Here is a 24,457-nt window from a genome sequence, read left to right as displayed (position 1 = left end):
CGTCCTAGGCGACCTGGCGGGCGTAGCGCCGACGCAGCTGACGCGCCGCCGCCACCATGTTCACCAGGGCGGCCTCGGTCTCCGGCCAGCCTCGGGTCTTGAGTCCGCAATCGGGATTGACCCACAACCGCTCGGCGGGAATGCGCTCGACAGCCTTTTCCAGCAGCTCGACCATCTCCGCCGTGTTCGGCACCCGCGGCGAGTGGATGTCGTAGACGCCCGGACCGATGTCGTTGGGATAGTCGAAGGCGCGGAACGCTTCCAGCAGCTCCATCTGCGAGCGCGAGGTCTCGATGGTGATGACGTCGGCGTCCATCGCGGCGATCGCCTCGATCACATCGTTGAACTCGCTGTAGCACATGTGGGTGTGGATCTGCGTTTCGTCGCGCACACCGCTGGCACACAGACGGAAGGCTTCCACCGCCCAGTCGAGATAGGCCTGCCACTGCGCGCGACGCAGCGGCAGGCCCTCGCGGAACGCCGCCTCGTCGATCTGCACGATGCGGATGTCGGCCGCCTCCAGGTCGCAGACCTCGTCGCGGATCGCCAGCGCCAGCTGTCGCGCCTGCTCTTCGCGACTGACGTCCTCGCGCGGGAAGGACCACATCAGCATGGTCACCGGGCCGGTGAGCATGCCCTTCATCGGCTTGTCGGTCTGCTGCTGGGCGTAGCGAATCCACTCCACGGTCATCGGCCGCGGCCGGCTGAGGTCGCCGTAAATGATCGCCGGTTTGACGCAGCGCGAACCGTAGCTCTGCACCCAGCCGAAGCGGGTGAAGGCGTAGCCGTCGAGCTGCTCGGCAAAGTACTCGACCATGTCGTTGCGTTCGGCCTCGCCATGCACCAGCACGTCCAGACCAAGCTGCTCCTGCACCGCCACCGCATGACGGATCTCCGCCTGCATGGCTTCGACGTAGTCGGTCTCGTCGAGCTTGCCCAGCTTGTAAGCCTGGCGCGCCAGGCGGATCGCCGCGGTCTGCGGAAAGGAACCGATGGTGGTGGTGGGGAACGCGGGCAGCTGCAGACGCTCGCGCTGCTTCTCGATGCGTTCGGCAAACGGGCTGGCCCGCCGACTATCGGCGGCCGTTACCGCGGCCAGGCGCTCGCGCACCGCCGGATTATGGATGCGCGGCGAGCTGGCACGCGCCTGCTGCACCGCACGACTCTCGGCCAGGGCGGCCTGCACCTCAGGAGCATCCAACTGGTTGAGCGCACGGGCCAGCACCGCCACTTCGGCGCATTTCTGCACGGCGAAAGCCAGCCAGCTCTTCAGCTCGTCATCCAGTCGGTCTTCGCGCTGCAGATCCACCGGACTGTGCAGCAGTGAGCAGGAGGGCGCCACCCACAGTCGCTCGCCGAGACGCTCGGCTGCATGGCGCAGCACCGCCAGCGCCTTGTCCAGGTCGCAGCGCCAGACGTTGCGTCCGTCGACCAGACCGAGCGAGAGCACCTTGTATGCCGGCAGTCGATCGAGAATCACCGGGTACTGCTCCGGCGCGCGCACCAGATCGATATGCAGGCCGTCTACCGGCAGCATCGCCGCCAGCCCGAGGTTGTCGTCCAGACCGCCGAAATAGGTCGCGACCAGCTTCTTCAGCGGCGCGCGCTGCAGCTGGTTGTAGGCACGCTCGAAGGCATTCTTCCAGTCCTGCGGCAGATCCAATGCCAGAATCGGCTCGTCGATCTGCACCCACTCCACGCCCTGTGTCGCCAGACGCTCGAGCACTTGGGCATAGACCGGCAGCAGGCGCTCGAGCAGCTCCAACTTGTCGAAGTCGCCGCCCCTGGCCTTGCCCAGCCAGAGATAGCTCAGTGGGCCGATCACCACCGGTTTGACTGCATGGCCTAGCGCCAGCGCCTCGTCGACCTCCTCGAACAGCTGCGTCCAGCTCAGCTCGAACTGCTGCTGTGCGTCGAACTCCGGTACCAGATAGTGATAGTTGGTATCGAACCACTTGGTCATTTCCTGAGCCTGCGCGCCGCCGCCGCAGCAACTTCCGCTGACGCCGCGGGCCATGCTGAACAGGGTATCCAGACCGACCTCGCCGCTGGCCGGGCGGAAGCGCTGGGGAATCACGCCGAACATCAGCGAGTGGCTCAGCACCTGGTCGTACCAGGCGAAGTCGCCCACCGGCAGCAGCTGGATGCCCGCATCCGCCTGGACCTGCCAGTGCCGTGCTCGCAACTCGCGGCCAACCTCGCGCAGCCCGGCTTCATCCAGCTCGCTCCTCCAATAGGACTCCAGAGCTTTCTTCAATTCCCGATCGCGCCCGATGCGGGGGAAACCCAGTGAGTGCGCTATAGCCATGCCCAATCTCCGTTCACCTTGAATGACCGGAGCGATTGTCTGGCGCACAAAGCCATGAAACAAACTCAATGAATTAACATTAATCAGTAGAATAATTCATAAACCTACCGTCCGGGCGACTTCTGCGCGGCACGCTCGACAAGTCGGCGTACGCTGCGCACACTGGCCCACTAATGAGCCTTGCTCATATCGGTTAACCAGTCGAACGCTGACTACTACGTAAACGCAAGGATTGCCGGCATGTTGGAAATACGCCACCTGAAGACGCTTCATGCACTACGCGAAACCGACAGTCTGGTCGAGGCTGCCGAGCGACTGCATCTCACGCAGTCGGCGCTCTCGCATCAGTTCAAGGAGCTGGAAGAGCGCCTCGGCGTACAGCTGTTCGTGCGCAAGACGCGTCCGGTGCGGTTCACCAGCGCCGGCCTGCGCCTGCTGCAACTGGCCGACAGTCTGCTACCGCAACTGCGCAGCGCCGAACGAGACCTCGCCCGCCTGGCCGGCGGCACCGCCGGCCGTCTGCACATGGCCATTGAATGTCACAGCTGTTTCCAGTGGCTGATGCCGACCATCGACCAGTTTCGCGATGCCTGGCCGGAAGTCGAACTGGACCTGGCTTCGGGATTTTCCTTTGCGCCACTGCCGGCACTGGCTCGCGGCGACCTCGACCTGGTGGTGACTTCCGATCCGGTCGAACTGCCGGGCATCACCTATGTTCCGCTGTTCACCTACGAGGCGTTGCTCGCAGTAGCCAACCAACACCCGCTGGCCGCACGACCCTACGTACGGCCGGACGACCTGGCCAGCGAGACGCTGATCACCTATCCGGTGGAGCGCGACCGCCTGGACATCTTCACCCGCTTCCTCGAACCGGCGGATGTCGAGCCGGCGCAGGTGCGCACCTCGGAGCTGACGGTGATGATGATGCAACTGGTCGCCTCCGGCCGAGGCGTGTGCTGCGTGCCGAACTGGGCACTGCATGAATACAGTGCGCGCGGCTACGTGACTGCCAAGCGGCTGGGTGAAAAAGGCCTGTTCGCCACGCTGTTCGCCGGCATCCGCGCGGACATGCTCGACTCGCCGTTCATGCGCGACTTCCTGCTGACCGCCAAGGACACCTCCTTCGCTACCCTGGAAGGCGTCAGCGCCGCCAGCAAGGGACGCTAGCCCGACCTCATACCATCTGCAGTGGCTGCTGTCGCCGTGGCGGCGCAAAGGCGCTGTCGATGAGCGCCAGGTCCTCGCCCGTCAGCCGCAGCTCGCCCGCCGAGGCATTGGCGCGCAGATGCGCAGGTTCCACCGCCTTCGGAATCACCAGCACCCCGGGTTGGCGCAACGCCCAGGCGAGAGCGACCTGACCGGGTTGAACGCCATGCCGTCGAGCTACTTCAAGCAATGCCGGATGACGCAGCAGCGCACCACCCTGACCGAGCGGGCAGTAGGCCATGACCGGCATGCTGCGCGCCTGACACCAAGGCAGCAGGTCGAATTCGATGCCACGCGCCTGCGGGTTGTACAACACCTGATTCGTCGCACAGGCTGCGCCATCCGGCAGTTCCTGCAGGTCGGCCACATCTAGGTTGGATACACCCCAGCGACGAATCCGCCCGGCGGCCTGCAGCCGTTCGAAGGCTTCGACGGTTTCAGCCAGCGGGTATTCACCGCGCCAATGCAGCAGGTACAGATCGAGATAGTCGCAACCCAGGCGCCGCAGGCTGCGTTCGCAGGCCTGCGGGATGCCGTGCCGGCTGGCGTTGTGTGGGTAGACCTTGCTGACTATGAACACCCGTTCGCGGCGATTGCGGATTGCCTCACCCACCACCTCCTCGGCACCGCCCTCCCCGTACATCTCGGCAGTATCGATGAGGGTCATGCCCAGTTCGATGCCGAGCCGCAGCGCCGCCACGTCGCGCGCCCGTTCGGCAGATCGCTCGCCCATGTGCCAGGTGCCCTGGCCGATCAGCGGCACCTCGCCACCGTCGTACAAGCGCAGCGAGCGCACTTAGTGAGGCTCCTCGTTCGCCGGGTCGGCCCAGGGATCGTAGGTACCGAAACTCCAGAGGTGGCCTTCCAGGTCGCGACAGCTGAAGCCGCGACCGCCGTAATCCTCATCCTTCAGCTCGATGACGATCTCCGCGCCGGCTGCCTTGGCCTGGGTGTAGAGCGCATCGGCGCTATTGACCACCACATAGATGCCCTGGGTAGAAGCACCGTCGATCTCTGCGGGCTGACGCAGCAGTCGGCCGTACGCTGAATCGACCACCGGCCCGAGCATGAGCATGCCGTTGCCGAAGCTCAGCTCGGCATGGATGACTCCTGCCTGCCGATCCTCGATGACCCGCTGGCGCTCGAAGTCGAAGGCCTGGCACAGCCACTCGAGCGCGCGCGGGACATCGCGATAGCGCAGGCACGGGATCAGCGTGGCCGTGGTGTTCTTGCTCAAACGTGACATTCGCGCTCCTCCGGCAGCAACAGGCATAGACCTCTGACCCGCAGCAGTCGCGGATGATTCCTGCCGCTACAAGCGCTCGCTCAGGCCAAGACGCACACCCAGACCAACCAGTAGCGAACCCAGCATGCGATCGAGCCACTGCCCGATCGCCTGATGGCTGCGCAACGCCTTGCTCGCGCGTGCCGCCAGCAGCACCAGAGCAAACTCGACGATGACCGCCACCAGCACCACCAGCACACCGAGAACGAACAGCTGCAGCGCCACCGCGCCGTGCTCGGGGCGGACGAACTGCGGCAGGAAGGCCATGAAGAAGATCGCCGCCTTGGGGTTGAGCACATCGACCAGCACGCCTTGCCGGTAGGCCCGCCAGGCGGACACCGGCGGGCGAGCTTCGAGCTGCACGCGGATACCGCCACCGGCCGAACGCAAGCCCTGGATACCCAGATAGATCAGATAGGCCGCACCGACATATTTGACCACCGCAAAGGCCTGCGCCGAGGTGGCGAGAATCGTCGAAATCCCCAGCGCCGCCGCGGCGACGTGAATCAATGCGCCACTGCACACACCGCACATCGACACCACACCGATGCGCCTACCCCCCGACAGGGTGCGCGACAGCACATAGAGCAGGTCCGGGCCCGGCGAAAGATTGAGCACCAGGGCAGCAGAAAAAAACAGCAGCCAGAACGACAGATCGTCCATCGCGACCTCCAGCAATGTGGCGCGGCAATAGCCCCGAAGAAAAGATGACCATCTTAGCCTAGCCAGGCACGGCTCTCCGACAATCCAAACAGGGCAAGCCTTTCGTCGGAAAACCGACTATTATTTTCCAGCGTGACTTTTTATTGTCGCACTGGTGAACTACCTTGCATTTCGTACTGTCACAGGGCCATTCCTCCTGGGAGTGGAGGGACATCCGGACCGGCCTCGGTCCGCATTCAGCAAAGGATCTGCGAATGAATGACAAAGCCGCACCGGCCATCGTGCCGCTAGCGTCACGCCTGGTACTGCTTTCCAACAGCGAGCTACTCGACAGCGCGTTACGCCAGCATCTGCTCGACCATCCCCATTGCCGTCTGCAGCGCGCGCGCACCCTACGCGCCGAGCACGCCAATTGCGAGCTGTTGCTGCTGGACGTCGGCAGCTTCAGCCACGAAGACTGCCTGCAGTTGCTGCGCAAGGTCGGGGATACGCCGATCGCACTGATCAACGCACTGCCCGATCAGGCGCGTCAGCTCGTCGAACAGCACCCCTGGATTCGCGGAGTGTTCTATCGCTCGACCCTGCGTAGCAACTTCGTCAGCGGCATTCACACCCTGCTCGCTGGCGGAGACTGGCTGCCACGGGCGCTGATGGAAAAGCTGCTGCTGCGCTATCGGCAGATGACGCACGCCGACCAGGCCATCGACGCACTGACCCTGCGCGAAAAGCAGATTCTCGCCCTCGCCGGCAAGGGCCTGTCGAACGCTGCCATCGCCCAGAAACTGCACCTGAGCACCCACACGATCAAGAGCCACATCCATAACGCGCTACGCAAGCTCGGCGCGAGCAACCGCGCCCACGGGGCATCGATCGTCCTGGCCCACGTCTGCGAGCCGGCGCTATGAAGCGTCGCGCTCTACTGTGGCTGCTGGTGCTCGGCATCGGCGGCGCCCATGCCGACGAAGCGGAGCTCATGGGATTCATCACCAACGGCACCATCTCGCGCTCCGGCCAGGAGTTCTATCTCAAGTTCTGCGAGCGGTTGAACGACACCAGCCGGCTGGACTTCAACCTCGCCGTGAAGGAACGCCCTTCGGCGCGCTGGGGCATCCTGGTGTGGGTCGAATACGAGAACCAGACGCTCTACCGCCGTTTCCTTCAGCCCAACGTCGCGGATATGGAAAGCACCGCGTACGAGGCTGCCGATTTCGTACTGCAGGAAATCAACAGACGAAAGATCGAAGCGTTTTTCCAAGACAACACTGATCTAGCCAAGGACGAGTTATGAACAGGCACATTCCCAAGACCCTCAGCACGCTGGCCGGCGCCCTGTTGCTCAGCGCCGGCGCCAGCGCCACCGAGCTGGTGTACACCCCGATCAACCCCTCCTTCGGCGGCAGCCCGCTCAACGGCTCCTGGCTGCTGGGCAGCGCCCAGGCCCAGAACGACTACAAGGACCCCGATGCCCCCGACCGCTCGGCGAGCAGGCTGTCGGCACTGGACCGTTTCACCAGCCAGCTGGAGTCTCGCCTGCTGAGCGACCTACTGGTGAATGTCGGCAACGGCGAAACCGGCTCGCTGACCACCGAGGACTTCATCGTCGACGTCACCGAGAACGACCTTGGCGACCTTGTCATCGTCATCACCGATCGCGCCACCGGCGAAACATCCGAAGTGATCGTCGGACAAAACTAATCAGCAAGGAGAGCAAAGGCGATGAGAAGCCTGTTCGTAGCCATCGGGATGATGGCCGTACTTCAGGGCTGCGCGGTGCGCGAGCCCATGTCTGCCGATCAACAGGCACCGACCCTGACACCGCGGACGTCGACCTACCAGGATTTGCTCGCACTGCCGCGCCCCAAGGGCCAGCTGGTGGCAGCGGTCTACGGCTTTCGCGACCAGACCGGCCAGTACAAACCCACACCCGCCAGTTCCTTCTCCACCGCGGTGACCCAGGGAGCTGCGAGCATGCTGGTGGATGCCATGCAGGCCAGCGGCTGGTTTGTCGTGCTCGAGCGCGAAGGGCTGCAGAATGTGCTGACCGAGCGCAAGATCATCCGTGCCTCGCAGTCCAAGCCCGATGTCGCACCGAACATCCAGTCCGAGCTGCCTTCGCTGCTCGCGGCCAACATCATCATGGAAGGCGCCATCGTCGCCTATGAAACCAACGTACGCAGCGGTGGCGCAGGCGCCCGTTACCTGGGTATCGGCCTGTCGCAGGAGTATCGGGTCGATCAGGTCACGGTGAACCTGCGGGCGATCGATGTACGCAGCGGCAGGGTGCTGTCCAACGTGATGACGACCAAGACGATCTTCTCGGTCGGGCGCAGCGCCAACGTTTACAAGTTCATCGAGTTCAAGGAACTGCTGGAGGCGGAAGCCGGCTACACCACCAACGAGCCGGCACAGCTGTGCGTATTGTCAGCCATCGAAGCCGCCGTCGCCCACCTGGTCGCCCAGGGCGTGGATCGACGCCTGTGGCAGACTGCTGAAGGCCATACCGGCGAACACCCGGCGTTGGCCAAGTACCTGGGCAAGCCAGAGCAAATCTGACCAAGCCATCGAAAGCCCTCCCTCGGAGGGCTTTTTCATTCTTCGTCGACGGCGCCCCTTCGCGACAACCGACTTCGCCCCGACAGTCCCGGCGTATCCACCGAACTCACGCAGCAGCTGCGTTATCGGGCGTCATCAGGCCTCCCTGCAAAACACCGTGCATTTTCAATCATTGGATGGATTTCGTGATCGCCGATCCGCAACCAAGATGATTCCAACGCCAATTGACCAGGGACGACGCGATGCAAACCACGCAAAGGATTGCCCAACAGCTGTTGCTGTCCGTACTGCTGACACTGGCCACCGTATCCCTCAGCCACGCCAACCCTGACCTGGCACCGAGCGAGCTGGCCTGGCAGGCGGACAGCATCGCCTCGCTTGCCAATGCCAATCAGGGTGCGCTGGCAGCCATCCAGCAGTCCGGCTCCGAGCTGGTCGGCAACATCGCCCAGAGCGGTTCCGAACTTGAGGCGTACATCCTCCAGGCCGGCTACGCCAACACCGCCGACATCTCGCAGATCGGCAGCGACAACCTCGCCCTGATCACCCAATCCGGCGCCTACAACGAGGCCCAGATCGAGCAGGACGGTTCCTCGAACGTCGCCAGCATCGCACAGCAAGGCGCGAACAACAGCGCGCTCATCGAACAGACTGGCTCAGGGCTGAGCAGCAGTGTCAGCCAGACCGGCCAGGGTCTGACGGTAGTGGTTCGCCAGTACCGGTGAAGGAAGTACCGCAGTACTTAAAACATCCATGGAGAGACAAAAATGTTTAAGTTCACCCCCCTCGTAGCCGCCATGCTGGTCGCCTCTGCCCCGGTTCTGGCTGCCGATAACACCTCGGAGCAAAACCAGATCGGTATCGACAACGTCGCCGAAGTGCTGCAGAGCGGCGGTTCGGGCAACATGGCCGAGCAGAATCAGGGCGGCTTCGCCAACGACGCCTCGATCGAACAGCTCAGCTCGTTCTCCAGCACTGCCGTGCAGAATCAGTTCGGCAACTTCAACGATGCGGACGCCCTGCAGCGCTTCTCGGTCGATAGCACGTCCACACAGAACCAGCGCGGCTGGGACAACACTGCCACGGTCACGCAGACCGGCAGCTACCGCGCCAGCGCCACGCAAACTCAGGAAGGCTCGTTCAACAGCGCCGATACCACCCAGACCACTGCCTGGCAAAGCCAGGCCAACACCAACCAGGACGGCGACCTGAACGAAGCCAGCATCACCCAGGTCACCAGCTCGTTCGACAAGGCAACCATCGACCAGGACGGCGACAACAACGACGCGCGCATCACCCAGCTGTTCAGCTCGGGCTCGGTCGCTGAAATCGAGCAGGTCGGTGTCGGCAATGACGCACAAGTCGCCCAGACCGGCCTCAACCACGAGGCGTACGTCTACTCCAACGGCTTCGGCAACACCGTCGACGTCGATCAGGACGGCAACGCGCAGAACGCCTTCGTCCTGCAATACGGCGTGGCCAACGACTCCACCATCAAGCAGACCAACGGCCTGTTCGGCGGCAACAACACCGCGACGACCGAGCAGTTCGGTACCGGCAACAGCGCCGACATCTTCCAGGACGGCCGCGATCAGACTGCCAAGACCACCCAGGTCGGCTCGTTCAACTCGGCTGACGTCGATCAGCAGGGCAAAGGCAACGAGCTGTACTTCGGCCAGAACGGCATCGGCAACGAGCTGACCGCCGTGCAGAACGGCACCGACAACGAGATCGTCGGCCTCAGCGTCGGTCTCGGCAACAGCGTCGACGTCGCTCAGGACGGCCGGGACAACCTCGCCAGCGTGCACCAGAACGGTGTCGCGAACGAGGCCAGCCTGACCCAGACCGGCGCCTCGCATCTGGTCAACGTCACCCAGACCGGCTGGGACAACAGCGCAGTCGCCACCCAGAGCGGCTACGGCAACGCGGCCTACATCAACCAAAACGGCTGGAACAACAGCGCCGTCGTGACACAGAACTGAGTCACGCCTAGATCCGAAACTGCCGGCCCAGTGCCGGCAGTTTCGTTTGTACGGTCAGCCACGCGATCGCGCCGGGCTGCCGACCATCATCACGCCTACCGCCACGTTGCGTGTCACCACGCTGCCGGCCGATGAGCGCACCATCGCTACAGCCACCTCGGGCAAATGCTCGTCCCGCTGCCGATCCAGACACTCTTGCCACTCACCACCGCCCCGCTCGGCTCCCAACCCGCCTCTCGCTGTGCTGATTGCCCCTGGCCATGACCTATGCAGGCCCTTCAGGTTGCAGCATGGCGCAAAGCCAGTGCGATCCGCCCCAAACTGAAGCAACCTGACGCCCTGGTCAGTTCTGACCGATCCATGCAAGGCCAGACTCGACCGCACGAACAGCTCGAACCCGCCGAGATAATGAAATTTATCCCTTATTAATCAATGCAATAAGAAGACTCAACGGTCACCACCGGGGATTGGCGCGAGCCTTGCTACGAGAGCCAAGCCTGACCGCTTGGACAACTAATACAAGCACTCTCATACCAGCAAGGAGTACACACATGAAGCGCAGCCTTACCACCGCGATGCTCGCGGCCGGGTTGATCGCCAGCGGCGAAACCCTGGCCAGCCCGATGCTCTGGCAAAACAACAGCCTCACCTACCTCTACGGGAAGAACTTCGCGGTCGATTCGGGGGAAGACGGCCGCGAAGCAGACATCCAGCAGACCATCACCTTCGAGCACGCCAGCGGCTGGACCTGGGGCGACATGTTCCTGTTCGTCGACAACAAGTGGTTCAATGGCCATTCGGGCAGCGACGGCCACACCTACTACGGCGAGTTCAGCCCACGGCTGTCGCTGGGCAAGATCAGCGGCACTGACCTGTCCTTCGGTCCGGTGAAGGACGTGCTGATCTCAGCCACCTACGAACGCGGCGAAGGCCGCAATCGCAACTACCTGCTCGGCCCGGCCGTCGACCTCGCCGTTCCGGGCTTCGACCGCCTGGCGATCAACACCTATTACCGCAAGCCTGACGGCATCACCGGCAAGCCAGGCGGCCAATGGCAGATCACCCCGACCTGGGCCATGACCTTCCCGGTCGGCAAGTCGGACATCCTCTTCGATGGCTACATCGACTGGGTGGTCAACGACGCCGGCTCCAAATCCAAGGGCGATTTCATCGCCAAGAACTTCCACTTCAACCCACAGATCAAGTACGACCTGGGCAAGGCGATGGACTATGCCCCCGGCAAGCTCTACGTCGGCGTCGAATACGATTACTGGTCGGACAAATACGGTATTGAGGACAGCGAAGCGTTCAACACCGATAACAACGTGATGAACTTCATCGTCAAAGCGCACTTCTGATCCCGCCGCCGTCCGGCCCGACCGGGCGGCCTCCCTTCCAGCGCTCGCCTGCATCTCGACAATTCCCGCCCTCCGCGCTGCCCTGTTAACAGGCACGTAGCCGCTGCAGCCACACATTCTGGTGCACGCACTCGCCGCGTTTTCCATCGCCCCTGCCACAGCGGCAACCCACCCACACGCATCGCCCCACGCCAGCACGCTGCCGCGCGTGCTCCAGAGTACTTCGCGACCGGCAAACCTAATCAACTGGTCAGTTTCTTGCAGAAGCCCGGACACCCGCAGCAGGCCGGACCTGCCTCGTTCTTTCCACCATTGAAGGTAATCATCATGCAAGACCACTCCCCAACCGAGTTGCTCTACGGCCTCGACGAGCGCCCCGCTGCGGTTCCAGCATTCTTCGCGGCGCTGCAGCACATCCTTGCCAGTTTCGTCGGCATCATCACGCCGCCACTGGTCATCGGCGCGGTGCTCGGCCTGGGCGAACACCTGCCGTACCTGATCAGCATGGCGCTGATGGTGTCCGGCGTCGGCACCTTCATCCAGGCGCGCCGACCGCTTGGCATCGGCGCCGGCATGATCTGCCTGCAAGGCACCAGCTTTGCCTTTCTCGGCGCGGTGCTGGCGGCCGGCATGCTGGTCAAGACGCGCGGCGGCAGCCCGGAAGACATCCTGGCGATGATCTTCGGCGTGTGCTTTCTCGGCGCCTTCGTGCAGATCGTGCTGAGCCGCTTCATCGGCCAGCTGCGCCGGGTGATCACGCCGCTGGTCACCGGGATCGTCATCACCCTGATCGGCGTCAGCCTGATCAAGGTCGGCATCACCGATATCGGCGGCGGCTTCAAGGCCAAGGATTTCGGCGCTCCCGGCAACCTTGCCCTGGGCGTACTGGTGTTCCTGCTGATCCTGCTGCTCAACCGCTCGCAGCAGCCCTGGCTGCGCCTCTCGGCCATCATCATCGGTCTGGCCGTCGGCAGCCTGGCCGCCTGGTTCAGTGGCACGCTGGTGCCGCAGCCGCTGCCTGAACTGCCGCTGATCAGCATCCCGCAGCCGTTCAAGTACGGCTTCGCCTTCGACTGGACGGCATTCATCCCGGTCGCACTCATCTATGTGATCAGCACCATCGAGACGGTGGGCGACCTGACCGCCAACTGCATGCTCTCGCGTAAGCCGATCGAGGGACCCAGCTACGTGCAACGCCTGCGCGGCGGTGTGCTAGGCGATGGCGTCAGCTGTCTGCTCGCGGCGACCTTCAATGCCTTTCCCAATACGACCTTCGCGCAGAACAATGGCGTGATCCAGATGACCGGCGTCGCCAGCCGTTATGTCGGCCTCTACATCGGCGCCATCCTGTTCATGCTCGGCCTGTTCCCGCTGCTCGGTGCGGTGTTGCAGCAGATTCCCAAGCCGGTGCTCGGCGGCGCCACGCTGATCATGTTCGGCAGTGTCGCGGCCGCCGGGATCCGCATCCTGGCGCAGACGAAGCTGGATCGTCGCAACATGCTAGTGATCGCGGCCTCGCTCGGTGTCGGCCTCGGTGTCGCAGCACAACCGGAACTGCTGCACCAGATGCCGAAACTCGTGCAGAATCTGTTCGACTCGGCCATCACCTGCGGCGGCCTGACGGCGATCTTGCTGGATCTGCTGCTACCCCGCGAGCAGGCCGAGCCCATCATCACTGCCAGCCCGCGCCAGGCCTGACCCAGCGACGACGCCCGCCGGATGCGCCGCGCACGCGAGTAAGGGACTATGAATAAGAACGACACTACACAGCCTCTGTACGTCTCGACCGGCAAACCCGCCGGGCGCATCCGCCAGAAGAACGAGGAAACCATCCTCGCCGCCGCCGCTACGGAGTTCGCCCGCTACGGCTTCAAGGGCACCAGCATGAATGCCATAGCCCAGCGCGCCGAACTGCCCAAGGCCAACCTGCACTACTACTTCAACAGCAAGCTCGGGCTGTATGTGGAAGTGATGCGCCATATCCTCGAACTGTGGGACACCGCCTTCGACGACATGAGCCCCGAAGACGATCCGGCCACGGCGCTGGCCAACTACATCCGCCTCAAGATGGAGTTCTCCCGGCGCCACCCGGAAGCCTCGAAGATCTTCGCCATGGAGGTGATCAGCGGCTCCGAATGCCTCAACGAGCACTTCAACCAGGACTACCGCAACTGGTTCCGCGGTCGGGCGGCGGTATTCGAAGCCTGGATCGCCGCCGGCAAGATGGACCCGGTGGACCCCATGCACCTGATCTTTCTGATCTGGAGCGGCACCCAGCATTACGCCGATTTCTCCGACCAGATTCGCCGGATCGGTGGCAAACGCATGACCCGCAAGGACTTCGCCGTGGCCACCGATAACCTCATCCAGATCATCCTCAAGGGCTGCGGCCTCACACCACCGGCGCCCGGCGCCGAGGCCTGAGCCGCCTCACTGAACAATTACGGACTCGACGACTCTACTTTTTCATCCCGGTTGATCGTCGAGGAACCGCATGTCTCATCGCAAACGCCGTACACACGCCCTGCTCTCGGGCCTGGTGGCCGCCACGCTACTGTCCGCCGGCGCGACTCAGGCGCTCGCCGGCTCGCGGCCGGTTTTCGGCTGGGTCGAGGAAGGCTTGATCCTGCCTGGCAAGGTCGCGGTCAAGTTCAAGCTCGATACCGGCGCGCTGACGTCCTCCATGCACGCAGAAGACATCGAACGGTTCGAGAAGAACGGTGAGGAGTGGGTGCGTTTCGACATCGACCTCAAGGACATCGATACCGAAAAGCTCGTCAAGACCCGTATCGAACGCAAGCTTGAACGTGAGCTCACCGTACGCGGCGCGGCCGGCAAGGAGGATCGCCCCGTGGTGCTGATGAAGGTATGTCTGGGCACCCGCATCTACGAAGAGGAATTCTCCCTCAACGACCGCGACGACATGCTCTATCCGGTATTGCTGGGCCGTCGCACCCTGGAAAAGCTCGGCCCGGTGGACGCGGCACGGACCTTCACCACGGAGCCGAATTGCTCCGTCTCGAACGCCGATAACTGAGCGCAGACGTCGGCCGATGAAATGCGGCGCAGCGCGATCCTCGTCGCCGTGGCCCTATGGCTGGTACGCGGCCAGGCCACGGTCGAACAGGTGTCCTGGATGAAGGCAATGATTCCGCATCACTCGATCGCCGTCCTCACCAGCGAGCGCGCCGATATCCGCGACCCGCGCGTACGCGAACTGGCCGACAGCATCATCGAAGCCCAGCGCCGCGAGATCGGCGAGATGAAGGCGCTGATCGACGAGCTCGAAGCGCGCCGCTAGCATCCCGGCCTAGTCCTCCCGCACGAACAGCAGCGCCTTCAGACCGCTGTCGGGGTTCACGTCGGGAAATTCAGGCGGGTTCTCCAGACGCCGTTCGAAGCACAACTGCGGAGCCTCGGTGGCCATGCCCTCGATCAGGAACTGCGGGCCGATGTCGGGATCATTGACGCAGGCCAGCACCTGGCCGTGGGGCGTGAGCAGTTCCGGCAGGCGACGCAGGATCTTCTGATAATCCGAGGTCAGCGCGAAGCTGCCCTTCTGGAATGATGGCGGGTCGATGATGATCAGGTCGTAGGGACCGAGCTTTCTCACCTTGCCCCACGACTTGAACAGCTCATGGCCGAGGAAACTCACCCGGCTCAGGTCGTGCTGGTTGAGTCGATGGTTCTCGCGCCCGCGCGTCAGTGCCGCACGGGCCATGTCGAGATTGACCACGTGCGCGGCGCCGCCGGCGATCGCCGCGACCGAGAAGCCGCAGGTATAGGCGAACAGGTTCAGGACGCGCTTGCCGCGCGCATTCTCCTGTACCCAGCGGCGGCCGTAGCGCATGTCGAGGAACAGGCCGTTGTTCTGCTTGCTGCCCAGGTCGAGTCGATAACGCAGGCCGTTCTCGCTGATCAGACATTCGGCGGGCAGCTCGCCCAGCAGCGTCTCGGTCGGACTGTCCGGCTGGTAACGATGCTGCAGCAGCAGAGCATGTGCGCCACTCCGCTGCCAGGCGGGCGAGCCTGCCAGCGCCATCAGCGTCTGCTTCAGGGCATGCAGATCCGCTGCTGCCGGCTCGCGAAACAGCGCAACCAGCACGACGCCCTGCAGCCAGTCGACCGTGAGCTGTTCGAGGCCTTGCCAGCAGCGACCCCGGCCGTGGAACAACCGTCGGGTTTCGCCCGGCGCCGGGTCGAGGCCGCCCAGCAGATGTTGTTGGAGAATGACGAGCGCGTCAGCGTGCATGAGGATGATTCGGCGCGGATTGGGCGCGGCATTCTAGCAGCGCCCGGCGGCTATTGCGGCGGTGCGTCGAGCCGCGGGCAGTTGGGGCACAGCGCCACGCCATCCAGCAGATAGCGGATACAGCACAGCCGTCGTTGTCGCCAGATACGCGAGCGGCCATCGGCGTTTTCCAGCTCGACATAGCGCACCGGCCGGTAGAGCGGATTGCGTCGCCCATCCGGCAGGTACCGTGCATCGACCAACGCCCGGCCGTCGGCAAGCTGGGCCTGACTGGCGCGGCTGGCAAGCTGGCCGAACACCGCCTCGAAATAGTTGCCGGCATTGCTCCACAGCACCTTCGGCGCGACCCCGGCGTAACGACCGAGCGCCTCGATGAAGGGAGCGAGATTGTCTTCGATCAGGTGCTCGAAGCGGCCGAACGGCCCCGACGATTCGGCGAAACGCTCGCCGTCATTGAGCAGTTTGAAGGCCGAAGGCTGTCCCTGGTCGTCGAGCACCACCGCGAGTTGCTCGAGGCGCAGCGGCAGGCGTCGATCGAGCAGCGTCGCGGCGGCCACCACCGGTGGAATCAGCCGCACGAAGTAGTGTCGCGACCAGTGCGAAACCAACGCCCTACGGTCCTCGCCGACCGCCTGCGGACGAAAACGCAGTAGCTGCTCGTCCAGCGTCCGCGGCAGCAACAGCTCAACCAGCGGCAGTGCGTCCCGCGGATCGTCGGCCAGCACCAGCACATCCCGATAATGGGCGAACTCCCCGACGTACAGATCAGCTAGCGCTGCTATCCCGCCAGCCACCGGCTGCTCGGCGGCGGTACCCGCGCCCGTCTGAGTTTTCGTGGCCTGCATGAACGCTCCTGTCCGTCCAACGCGCGAATGTCGCAACGTTTCGCAACATCAGAATAATGATAACGATTAGTATTTGAAATAGTATTTATGATTACCTAAGATGCAGCCGCCCTTAGCTACCCGAGCGCGCGATGCAGATGGATGCCGATCGACAATCGAAAGCCGCCGTGCACCTGGCCATGCTCATCAACATGCTGTCGATCGGCAGCCTGATGATGGTGATGCCGCTCGGACCGGATTTCGTGCGGGCGCTGGGCATGCAGGCCAGCCACGTCGGCTACATAGCCGGTGGCGCCACCCTCGCAGCGGCGCTGGGCGCGGCGCTGACGGCCGCCTGGCTCGATCGCCTGGACCGCAAGCGGACGCTGGTCGTGTTACTGGCGCTGCGCTTCGCCCTGCTGCTGAGCTGCGCGCTGGCCAGCGACCCGAAACAACTGATTGTTCTGTTCGTGCTCTCCGGCCTGGTCGCGGGGCCGATGGGCGCGGTGCTGATGGCGGCCATGCTCGACCTGATCCCACCCGCAGAACGCGGTCGCAAACTCGCCTACGTCGCCATGGGTTACTCGTTGGCGGCGATCGTGGTCACGCCGCTGGCGCTGGAAGTCGCCGCACGCGGCGGCTGGCAGGCGCCCTTCGCGCTGTTCGGCGGCGCCGGGCTGCTACTCGCACTGCTCTGCCAGCCGTTGTTCCCCAGGCCGCCCGCCCATGTACACAAGACCACCCGCCTCTGGCCGCTGCTGCGCTCGCCACTGTGTCTGGGTGCCCTGGCCATCGTGGCGTTGCAGATGTTCGGCCACTTCCTGCTGGTGCCGCACTTCTCCAACTACTTCCAGTTCAATCTCGATTTTCCGCGCCAGCACATCGGACTGCTCTACCTGTGCGGCGGCCTCGCCAGCCTGGCGGCGATGCACCTGGGCGGCGTGCTGATCGACCGCGGCAGCGCGCGGACGGTAGTACTGGTCAGCAGTGGCTGTCTGGCTGCCATCACCCTGCTCGGCTTCGCGCTGCCGCTCGGTCTTTCCCTGTATCTGGTGTTCACCCTGTTCATGGCGCTCGGCGCGGTGCGTAGCAGCAGCACGCTGACTATCGCCGCCGCCATCCCGCTTCCCGAACAGCGCGCGGCGTTCATGGCGCTGCAGGGCACCGTATCGAACGTCGCTGCCGGCCTCGGCAGCCTGTTCTCAGCGGCCTACCTGACCTCGGATGCCGGGCGCCGCCTGATTGGATTCAATGACCTGGCCTGGCTCTATGCCGGCGCCGGAACGGTCGCCGGCATCGGCGTGCTGGTGCTGCTGCGCGGCATCCAAACGCGCGCCGCAGCTGTAGCCGAGGCCAGAACAATAAAAGAAGGCAGGACTCAACCTGCCGGGGAATCGTGACTAGTCGCGCAGTACAACAACTACTTAGCAACGGAGCCTGCACATGCAGCTTGTACGAAGAATCAGCCGCCCACGCCACCTGTCTCTGACCCTGCTCGGCAGCCTGCTGCCGCTGGCAGCGCTGGCTGATACCCCGGTCACGTTGAAGAACGAAGTCATCACCGCCACCCAGACCGCGCATAGCGAACTCAGCGCACCGGCCAGCGTCTCGGTGGTGACCCGCGAGGAACTGGAGAAGCTGCCGGTCTACAGCCTGGCCGACGCGGTGAAATACCTGCCGGGCGTGCACATCAACCCGTCGTCTACCTACGGGCGCAAGGAAATCAAGCTGCGTGGCATGGATTCGGACTACACCCTGCTGCTGGTCAACGGCCGGCGCATCAACTCGCGCGACGCCCTGACCTCCAACTACGCCAACGACTTCGACCTCTCGTCGATCCCGATGGCCGCCATTGAGCGTATCGAAGTGATCCGCGGGCCGATGTCCTCGCTGTACGGCGCCGATGCGCTGGGCGGCGTGGTCAACGTGATCCTGCGCCAGGCCACCGATGAAACCCGCGCCGGTGTTGCCTACACCTACGAACACCCCACCGAAGGCGACTCCGGCGACAGCCATCAGGCCAGCGGCTACGTCAGCGGCGCACTGATCGACAACAAGCTGCGCGGCAACCTGTTCGTCGAGAAAACCGATCAGGCGGCGTGGCTGAGCGAGCAGACGGTCAACCCCGACACCGACGCAGTGGAACAGCGACAGAACGGTAGCGTTTTCGGTTCGCTGAGCTGGCTGCTGGACGAGCGCCAGACGCTCGATCTGGACATCACCCACCGCAAGGACGACCGCGAGGCCGACTGGAACAACTTCGGTGCTGTCGTCACCAATGTGCAGGAGATGGAGCGCTGGAGCTTCGGCCTCGGTCACACCGGCAACTGGGACGGCTTCAACACCCGTGTGCGCTACTACTACGAAGACGTCGAGCTGATGGACGACTCGCAGATCATGACCAATCTGCGAGGCATGAAAGGCGACATCCAGCAGAAGAACCACACCGTCGACGGTCAGCTCAGCGCCTCTCTCGGCAGCCATCTCTTCACTGTCGGCAGCGAATGGCGGCGCACCGAGCTGGCGCATAACCAGAACCTCGGTGCGGACACCGAAGTCGACCAGAAGGCGCTCTACCTGCAGGACGAGTTCTCCCTCGGCGACCTGGACATTACCCTCGGCGGTCGCTGGGACGACCACGACACCTTCGGCGGCGAGTTCAGCCCGCGCGCCTACGGCGTCTACAACCTCACCGATAACTGGGTGATCAAGGGCGGCGCCGGCAAGTCGTTCAAGGCCCCGAGCATCTACCAGTCGGACGAAACCTACGGCGTGCTGGCCTGCCGCGGCATGTGCACACTGGTCGGCAACCCCGACCTGAAACCGGAAACCGCGACCAGCTACGAGATCGGCACGCTCTACCAGGACGAGCGCCTGGAAGCCGGCATCATGTTCTTCCACAACGACATCGAAGACATGATCGTCACCGACAGCTGGCGCGCCGGCCATACACCGGCCGTAATGACCTACAGCAACATCAGCAAGGCGCGCGTGCAGGGCTATGAACTGCACGGCCGCTACGCGCTGACCGACACCCTTGGCCTGCGCGGCAACTACACCTACTCCGATGCCGAAGACCGCGACACTGACGAAGCGATTCGCAACTCGCCGCAGCATGTCGCCAACCTCGGCGTCGACTGGCAGGCCATGCCCAGACTCGGGCTGAACCTCGACTACCAGTACACCGGCAGCCAGCTGCTGTACGTCTCGGCGGCCGAACCCAACGTCGAGAGCGGTGCGTTCCATCAGCTGAACCTGGGCGCGAAGTACCAGGCAACGCCGGAGCTGACACTCAAGGCCGGGCTGAACAACCTCACCAACGAAAAACGTGACGACGTAGCCCAGTCGATCGACAACATCCTCATGGGCCGCACCTTGTTCGTCGGTTTCAACTACGACATCTGACCCATCCCCGGCCCGGCGGCGACGCCGGGCTACTGGAGCCAAAGACCGATGAACCATGCCAACTGATTCGACGATGCCGGTCTTCCAGAAAGCCACCCTCGTTGCCGGGGGTGGCCTTCTGCTGGTGTTGCTGGCCCTGTCGCTAGCCACTGGCGCCGGCGTATACGGCGCCGAGGCGGTGCTCGGCTACCTGCTCGGTGCGCCCGAGTATCTGGCAGACGACAAGCTGGCGATGGTCGTCGATACCCTGCGCCTGCCGCGCACCTTCGCCGCGCTGGTGGTCGGCGCCAGTCTGGCGATCGCCGCCTCGCTGCTGCAGAGCGCGACGCGCAACCCTCTGGCCGAACCCGGCCTGCTCGGCGTGAATGCCGGTGCGGTACTCGGGCTGGTGATCGGCCTTATCTATTTCGGCGTCGAGTCGACCCAGGGCTACCTGCTCTGGTCCGGGCTCGGCGCGCTGCTGGGCAATCTGGTGGTGCTCGGCGTCGGCCTGATGCTCGGCCAGGCCAGCCCGCTCAAGCTGATTCTCGCCGGCGTGGCGCTGGGCGCCATCTTCGGCGGATTGGCGAACTACCTGCTGTTGTCCACCCGCGTGGCGCTCGAGCAGTTCCGTTTCTGGAACCTCGGCTCGCTGTCCGCCTCGCGCCTCGACGCGCTCGCCACCGTCGCCCCGCTCGCCGTGCTCGGGCTGATCCTCGCAGCGCTGCTGTGCCGCCAGCTGACGCTGATGCAGATGGGCGACAGCCAGGCGCGTGCGCTGGGCATCCACACCAGCTGGGTGCGCCTCGGCGTGCTGGCAGCGTCCACCCTGCTCACCGCCTGCGCCATTTCGCTGGCCGGCCCGGTGGGCTTCGTCGGTTTCCTCGCCGCCTATTGCGCGCGGCTGCTCGAACCGGTGGCGCTGTTGCGCCAGCTGCTGTTCTCCACGCTGTTCGGCATGCTCTTCCTGCTCGCCGCCGATGTGCTGGCGCGCTGGCTGCTGCAACCCTACGAACTGCCGGTCGGCACGTTGCTCGCGGCCCTCGGCGCGCCAGCGCTGATCGCCATCGTGCTGCGCGGCGGCTTCCGTTCCCTGCTGACGGTGAGGTAACCGATGCCGCCCATTGCCAATCCTTCCGGCGTCTGGACGCTGCGCATCGGCGGCCTGAGCCTGCTGCTGCACCGGCGCAACTGGCTGATGTTCGGCCTGCTGTCGCTGCTGCTGGCTGCCCTCGCCGTGCTGGCGATCAGCCTGGGCAGCGGCAACCTCGGTGTGCGCGACGTGCTGGCCACGCTGACCGGCAACGGCAGCAAGCTGCAGGAGATCATGGTGTTCAAGCTGCGCCTGCCGCGCGTGGCCGCCGCCATCGTCGCCGGGCTGGCGATGGGCATGGCCGGCTGCCTGATCCAGACCCTGGTGCGCAACCGCCTGGCCACGCCGGACATGATCGGCGTGAACGAGGGCGCCTCGCTCGCCGTGGTCGCCTTCGCCCTCTACCTGACGCTCGGCAACTGGCCCTGGTGGGCTTCGCCACTCGGCGCCCTGCTGGCCGCCGCCGCGCTGTTCGCCCTGTGCCGGCGCCCCGGCGAGCAGGGCTACCTGTTCATCGTCATCGGCATTGCGCTGTCCGAGCTGCTCGGCGCCATCGGCGACTTCGCCATGTCGACCCAGCCGCTGGTGCACCTGGGCAGCATCTACCTGTGGACAATGGGCCACTTCGCCGGCATCAGCTACCAGACGGTCAATCCCATCGCAGTGCTGCTGGCGCTGCTCTGCCCGCTGCTGGCGCTGGTCAACCGGCCGCTGGCGCTGCTGCGCTTCGGTGATGCCACTGCGCAGAACCTCGGCATCCGTGTGCCGGCGATCCAGCTTGGCGTGCTTGCCCTGGCGATTCTGGTGGCGGCCCTGGGCACGGCCATCGGCGGGCCGGTGGTGTTCATCGCCATGGCCGCGCCGATCCTCGCCTCGTGGCTGGCGCGCGATAACCTCGCACCGATCTGGCTGTCGGCACTGTGCGGTGCGGTGCTGCTGCTCGGCAGCGATACGCTGGTGCGCGTGCTCGCCCAACCCGAAGAAATCCCCACCGGAATCATGACGCGCCTGCTCGGCGGCATCCTGCTGCTCGGCCTCTTGATCAAGGACAGACGAGGAGCTGACTGATGACTGCCCTGCGTGCAGAGAACCTGCATTTCGCCTATCAGGACAAGGTGGTGCTCGACGACGTGTCCTTCAGCCTGCCGCGCGGCAAGCTGATCGGCATCGTCGGCCCCAACGGCAGCGGCAAATCCACGCTGCTCAAACTGCTCGCCCGCCAGTTACCGCTGCAGCGCGGCACGGTGGAAATCCACGGCAAGCCACTGACGCACTATTCGCTCAAGGCGCTGGCCCGCGAGCTGGCCTTCCTGCCGCAACGGCCGGTGCTGGCCGAAGGCATCCGTGTCGAGCAGCTGGTGCAGTACGGCCGCCACCCGCACCAGGGCTGGTTCAACCAATGGAGCGAGGAAGACGCCCAGCAGGTCGCCCGCGCCCGCGAGGCGATGCAGCTCGACGCCATCTGGCAGCGCAGCGCCACCTCGCTCTCCGGCGGCCAGGCGCAACGGGCCTGGCTGGGGATGATCCTGGCGCAGAACACCGATCTGATCCTGCTCGACGAACCCACCAGCGCGCTGGACATCGGCCACCAGGCCGAGGTGATGGAGGCCGTGTACCGCATCGCCGCTGCCGGGCGCACGGTGCTCATCGTCATCCACGACCTGGGTATCGCCGCGCGCTATTGCGACGAGCTGATCGCCCTGGCCGACGGCCGCGTGCAGGCCATCGGCCCGGCACGGCAGGTGATGACCAAGGCGCTGGTCGACCGCCTCTACGACACCGATGTCGACATCCTCCACGCCCCCGGCGACGGCGCCCCGGTGATCGTGCCGCGCCGCCGCCAGGGCGCCGCCACACCGCAACCGCTGCGCCACGAACACCCCGAAAAGGAAGGCATGCAATGACCCTCAAGACATCCTGGAGCCTCGCCGCCGCGCTGCTCGCCGGCCTGCTCGCCCTGCCGGCCCAGGCCGACGCTCGGCAGATGACCGATGCGCTCGGCAATACCGTCACGCTGCCGGAAGCGCCCAAGCGGGTGATCACCCTCAGCGAGATCGACCTGGATACCGCGCTGACCCTCGGCGTCACCCCGGTCGGCACCATCAACGGCCGCGGCCAAGCCGCGCCGCCACGCTATCTGGACGGCAAGCTGCCGGCCGGCATCGAGGTGGTCGGCGACATCGACAACCCGAATCTGGAGACACTGCTGGAGCTGCAACCCGACCTGATCCTCACCGGCCCGGTGAAGCCGGAGCAGTTGGCGATCCTCAACGAGATCGCGCCGACGGTGATCACCTTCAACTGGGCGCGCCCCTGGCAGGAAAGCATGCAGCGCACCGCGCAGGCGCTGAACAAGGAGGCCGAGGCCAAGACCGTGCTGGAGCGCTACTGGGCGCGGGTCGAAGAGGCGCGCCAGCGCCTGCGCGAGCATCAGGGCGAGACGCTGAGCATCGTGCGCTGGAATCCCAAGGGGCCGTCGTACATGTTCAAGGATGCCTTCGCCAGCACCGTCGCCGAAGACGTCGGGCTGCGCCGCCCCGCCCACCAGCAGGACCGCGGCCACACCCATTCGATGGCGTTGAGCTTGGAGTCGCTGGAACTGCTGGATGCCGACTGGCTGGTGATCGGCACGCTGGCGACCAGCGGCGAGGCGGTCGAGGCGATGAATCAGGCCGAGCAGACGCCGGCGTTCCGCCAGCTGTCGGCCATTCAGGCGAGGCGCTTCGGTGCGGTGGACGGGTCGTTGTGGACTTCGCTTGGCGGGCCGATGGCGGCGCTGCAGGTGATCGAGGATATCGAGGCGTTGCTGGGTAAGGGGGGTGCTGAGGTGGTGGTGAAGGATTGAGGATCGAGGTGAACTCGAAGTTTGCGTCTATGGCGATTGGCGAGTCGCTTGAGAGCTTGGTTTCGCCCTGCTGGGCGAGTGCCTTTTGGCAACCGTAGGGTGGAAAACCGCGCAGCGTTTTCCACCTTGTTTGAGGTGGGTTTCGGCGCGTGTCTCTGTGTATGACGCTGCGCTTTCCTCGGCCCGGCCTACAGGTTGCGCCTTGCACGGCGCCTCACTTTTCTTTGCACGCGCAAAGAAAAGTAAGCAAAAGAAAGCGCGCCCCTGCATCCGGCCCTGCGCTGCGCGCAGGGTTCGTTCGCTCCATCGCTGCTCCAGGGGTCGGCTTACAAGGGCCATCCCTGGCCCTTTAAGCGGGGACGCCTCAGTCCTTTCGCCGCATCCATGCGGCTCAACCCCTTACGCAGCGATTCCACTCACCCTCCTGAAGGGGAATCGGGTGCGGCCTGACAGGCCGTACAAGGAAAACGCAAAGCCAAGCCCGCTTCTCGATCTTCCAGACGACTCGGACCCCGATCCCGTCAGGAGGGTCGTGTAGGGGGACGCGAGGCATGGACGCCGAGCGAGTCACGAAGGACGGGGCCGCCTAGGCAGGGATGTCCCTTCGTGACGTGCCCCCGGAGCGGCACCGGAAGGAGGGCAGTCTGGCCGCGAAGCGGTCAGACCCGGATGTCGCGTGCCCCTCTTCTTTGGTTACTTTCTTG

At 64.6% G+C, this 24,457-nt stretch carries 23 protein-coding genes and 1 pseudogene; 18 read left to right on the top strand and 6 right to left on the bottom strand.

From position 1 onward, the window contains the following. Nucleotides 1-4 precede the first annotated feature (4 nt). Nucleotides 5-2,308 carry a 5-methyltetrahydropteroyltriglutamate--homocysteine S-methyltransferase gene (gene metE, locus N8H22_RS07875; protein WP_264590064.1) on the bottom strand — a complete coding sequence of 768 codons (2,304 nt, stop codon included), beginning with the start codon at nucleotides 2,306-2,308 and terminating at the stop codon, nucleotides 5-7. Between the two features lie 240 nt (nucleotides 2,309-2,548). Here metE and metR point away from each other — a divergent pair, with 240 nt between their 5' ends. Continuing rightward, complete coding sequence (metR, locus tag N8H22_RS07870) at nucleotides 2,549-3,475, top strand: transcriptional regulator MetR (protein WP_264590063.1); 927 nt, start codon at nucleotides 2,549-2,551, stop codon at nucleotides 3,473-3,475. Nucleotides 3,476-3,482: 7 nt separating this feature from the next. Here metR and N8H22_RS07865 read toward each other — a convergent pair whose 3' ends face one another. The 3 genes from N8H22_RS07865 to N8H22_RS07855 form a co-directional block, all read right to left on the bottom strand. After that, a complete protein-coding gene (locus tag N8H22_RS07865; RefSeq protein ID WP_264590062.1) occupies nucleotides 3,483-4,310 on the bottom strand; it encodes an aldo/keto reductase in 828 nt (275 codons plus the stop codon). Continuing rightward, nucleotides 4,311-4,760: a VOC family protein gene (locus N8H22_RS07860; RefSeq protein WP_264590061.1), complete on the bottom strand. Its 450-nt coding sequence runs from the start codon at nucleotides 4,758-4,760 to the stop codon at nucleotides 4,311-4,313. It abuts the gene before it with no gap. 66 nt (nucleotides 4,761-4,826) lie between these two features. Beyond that, entirely contained in the window at nucleotides 4,827-5,462 is a 636-nt protein-coding gene (locus N8H22_RS07855) for a LysE family translocator (protein WP_264590060.1), read from the bottom strand. Nucleotides 5,463-5,716: 254 nt separating this feature from the next. Here N8H22_RS07855 and N8H22_RS07850 point away from each other — a divergent pair, with 254 nt between their 5' ends. The 11 genes and pseudogenes from N8H22_RS07850 to N8H22_RS07800 all read left to right on the top strand — a co-directional run. After that, nucleotides 5,717-6,367: a response regulator transcription factor gene (locus tag N8H22_RS07850; protein WP_264590059.1), complete on the top strand. Its 651-nt coding sequence runs from the start codon at nucleotides 5,717-5,719 to the stop codon at nucleotides 6,365-6,367. After that, nucleotides 6,364-6,750, top strand: a complete 387-nt coding sequence (gene csgE, locus N8H22_RS07845; protein WP_264590058.1) for a curli production assembly/transport protein CsgE — start codon at nucleotides 6,364-6,366, stop codon at nucleotides 6,748-6,750. Before N8H22_RS07850 ends, csgE begins: the two co-directional genes overlap by 4 nt. Then, nucleotides 6,747-7,157, top strand: coding sequence for a curli assembly protein CsgF (locus N8H22_RS07840; RefSeq protein WP_264590057.1), 411 nt, complete (start codon nucleotides 6,747-6,749; stop codon nucleotides 7,155-7,157). Before csgE ends, N8H22_RS07840 begins: the two co-directional genes overlap by 4 nt. Before the next feature lie 21 nt (nucleotides 7,158-7,178). Continuing rightward, nucleotides 7,179-8,015 carry a CsgG/HfaB family protein gene (locus N8H22_RS07835; protein ID WP_264590056.1) on the top strand — a complete coding sequence of 279 codons (837 nt, stop codon included), beginning with the start codon at nucleotides 7,179-7,181 and terminating at the stop codon, nucleotides 8,013-8,015. A 242-nt stretch (nucleotides 8,016-8,257) separates the two neighbouring features. Further along, complete coding sequence (locus N8H22_RS07830; RefSeq protein WP_264590055.1) at nucleotides 8,258-8,740, top strand: curli production assembly protein CsgB; 483 nt, start codon at nucleotides 8,258-8,260, stop codon at nucleotides 8,738-8,740. 42 nt (nucleotides 8,741-8,782) lie between these two features. After that, nucleotides 8,783-9,997 carry a hypothetical protein gene (locus N8H22_RS07825; RefSeq protein WP_264590054.1) on the top strand — a complete coding sequence of 405 codons (1,215 nt, stop codon included), beginning with the start codon at nucleotides 8,783-8,785 and terminating at the stop codon, nucleotides 9,995-9,997. 551 nt (nucleotides 9,998-10,548) lie between these two features. Continuing rightward, nucleotides 10,549-11,355 (top strand): outer membrane protein OmpK, encoded by an 807-nt coding sequence (locus tag N8H22_RS07820; RefSeq protein WP_264590053.1) that lies wholly within the window; start codon nucleotides 10,549-10,551, stop codon nucleotides 11,353-11,355. A gap of 327 nt (nucleotides 11,356-11,682) precedes the next feature. Further along, nucleotides 11,683-13,053, top strand: a complete 1,371-nt coding sequence (locus N8H22_RS07815) for a nucleobase:cation symporter-2 family protein (RefSeq protein WP_264590052.1) — start codon at nucleotides 11,683-11,685, stop codon at nucleotides 13,051-13,053. A 48-nt stretch (nucleotides 13,054-13,101) separates the two neighbouring features. Beyond that, a complete protein-coding gene (locus tag N8H22_RS07810) occupies nucleotides 13,102-13,779 on the top strand; it encodes a TetR/AcrR family transcriptional regulator (RefSeq protein WP_264590051.1) in 678 nt (225 codons plus the stop codon). A gap of 70 nt (nucleotides 13,780-13,849) precedes the next feature. Further along, the gene (locus tag N8H22_RS07805) at nucleotides 13,850-14,392 is read left to right on the top strand and encodes an ATP-dependent zinc protease (protein WP_264590050.1); all 543 of its coding nucleotides are present in this window, start codon (nucleotides 13,850-13,852) and stop codon (nucleotides 14,390-14,392) included. 45 nt (nucleotides 14,393-14,437) lie between these two features. After that, nucleotides 14,438-14,656 (top strand): annotated as a pseudogene (locus tag N8H22_RS07800) (DUF305 domain-containing protein); the annotation flags it as partial. A 9-nt stretch (nucleotides 14,657-14,665) separates the two neighbouring features. On the opposite strand, the gene N8H22_RS07795 reads toward N8H22_RS07800, so the two are convergent. Both N8H22_RS07795 and fhuF read right to left on the bottom strand, forming a co-directional pair. Continuing rightward, nucleotides 14,666-15,607 (bottom strand): class I SAM-dependent methyltransferase, encoded by a 942-nt coding sequence (locus N8H22_RS07795; protein ID WP_264590049.1) that lies wholly within the window; start codon nucleotides 15,605-15,607, stop codon nucleotides 14,666-14,668. Nucleotides 15,608-15,657: 50 nt separating this feature from the next. Then, the gene (gene fhuF, locus N8H22_RS07790; protein ID WP_264590048.1) at nucleotides 15,658-16,452 is read right to left on the bottom strand and encodes a siderophore-iron reductase FhuF; all 795 of its coding nucleotides are present in this window, start codon (nucleotides 16,450-16,452) and stop codon (nucleotides 15,658-15,660) included. Nucleotides 16,453-16,583: 131 nt separating this feature from the next. Between fhuF and N8H22_RS07785 the strand changes: the two genes are divergently transcribed. Genes N8H22_RS07785 through N8H22_RS07760 form a run of 6 tightly spaced genes read left to right on the top strand, consistent with a single transcriptional unit; the run spans nucleotide 16,584 to nucleotide 23,753 of the window. Continuing rightward, nucleotides 16,584-17,831, top strand: a complete 1,248-nt coding sequence (locus N8H22_RS07785) for an MFS transporter (protein WP_264590047.1) — start codon at nucleotides 16,584-16,586, stop codon at nucleotides 17,829-17,831. A 43-nt stretch (nucleotides 17,832-17,874) separates the two neighbouring features. Continuing rightward, nucleotides 17,875-19,836, top strand: coding sequence for a TonB-dependent receptor (locus N8H22_RS07780; RefSeq protein ID WP_264590046.1), 1,962 nt, complete (start codon nucleotides 17,875-17,877; stop codon nucleotides 19,834-19,836). A 55-nt stretch (nucleotides 19,837-19,891) separates the two neighbouring features. Continuing rightward, nucleotides 19,892-20,926 carry an iron ABC transporter permease gene (locus tag N8H22_RS07775; protein WP_272890735.1) on the top strand — a complete coding sequence of 345 codons (1,035 nt, stop codon included), beginning with the start codon at nucleotides 19,892-19,894 and terminating at the stop codon, nucleotides 20,924-20,926. Nucleotides 20,927-20,929: 3 nt separating this feature from the next. Then, complete coding sequence (locus tag N8H22_RS07770; RefSeq protein ID WP_102827323.1) at nucleotides 20,930-21,976, top strand: iron ABC transporter permease; 1,047 nt, start codon at nucleotides 20,930-20,932, stop codon at nucleotides 21,974-21,976. After that, complete coding sequence (locus N8H22_RS07765) at nucleotides 21,976-22,812, top strand: ABC transporter ATP-binding protein (RefSeq protein ID WP_264590045.1); 837 nt, start codon at nucleotides 21,976-21,978, stop codon at nucleotides 22,810-22,812. The genes N8H22_RS07770 and N8H22_RS07765 overlap by 1 nt, the downstream gene beginning before the upstream one ends. Continuing rightward, nucleotides 22,809-23,753 (top strand): iron-siderophore ABC transporter substrate-binding protein, encoded by a 945-nt coding sequence (locus N8H22_RS07760; protein WP_264590044.1) that lies wholly within the window; start codon nucleotides 22,809-22,811, stop codon nucleotides 23,751-23,753. Before N8H22_RS07765 ends, N8H22_RS07760 begins: the two co-directional genes overlap by 4 nt. Nucleotides 23,754-24,457: the final 704 nt, after the last annotated feature.

The sequence above is a fragment of the Stutzerimonas sp. S1 genome (genome assembly GCF_025966695.1).
Lineage (GTDB): Bacteria > Pseudomonadota > Gammaproteobacteria > Pseudomonadales > Pseudomonadaceae > Stutzerimonas.
The sequence above is the reverse complement of the archived record's forward strand: the minus strand, read 5'-3'. Positions and strand labels throughout refer to the sequence as shown.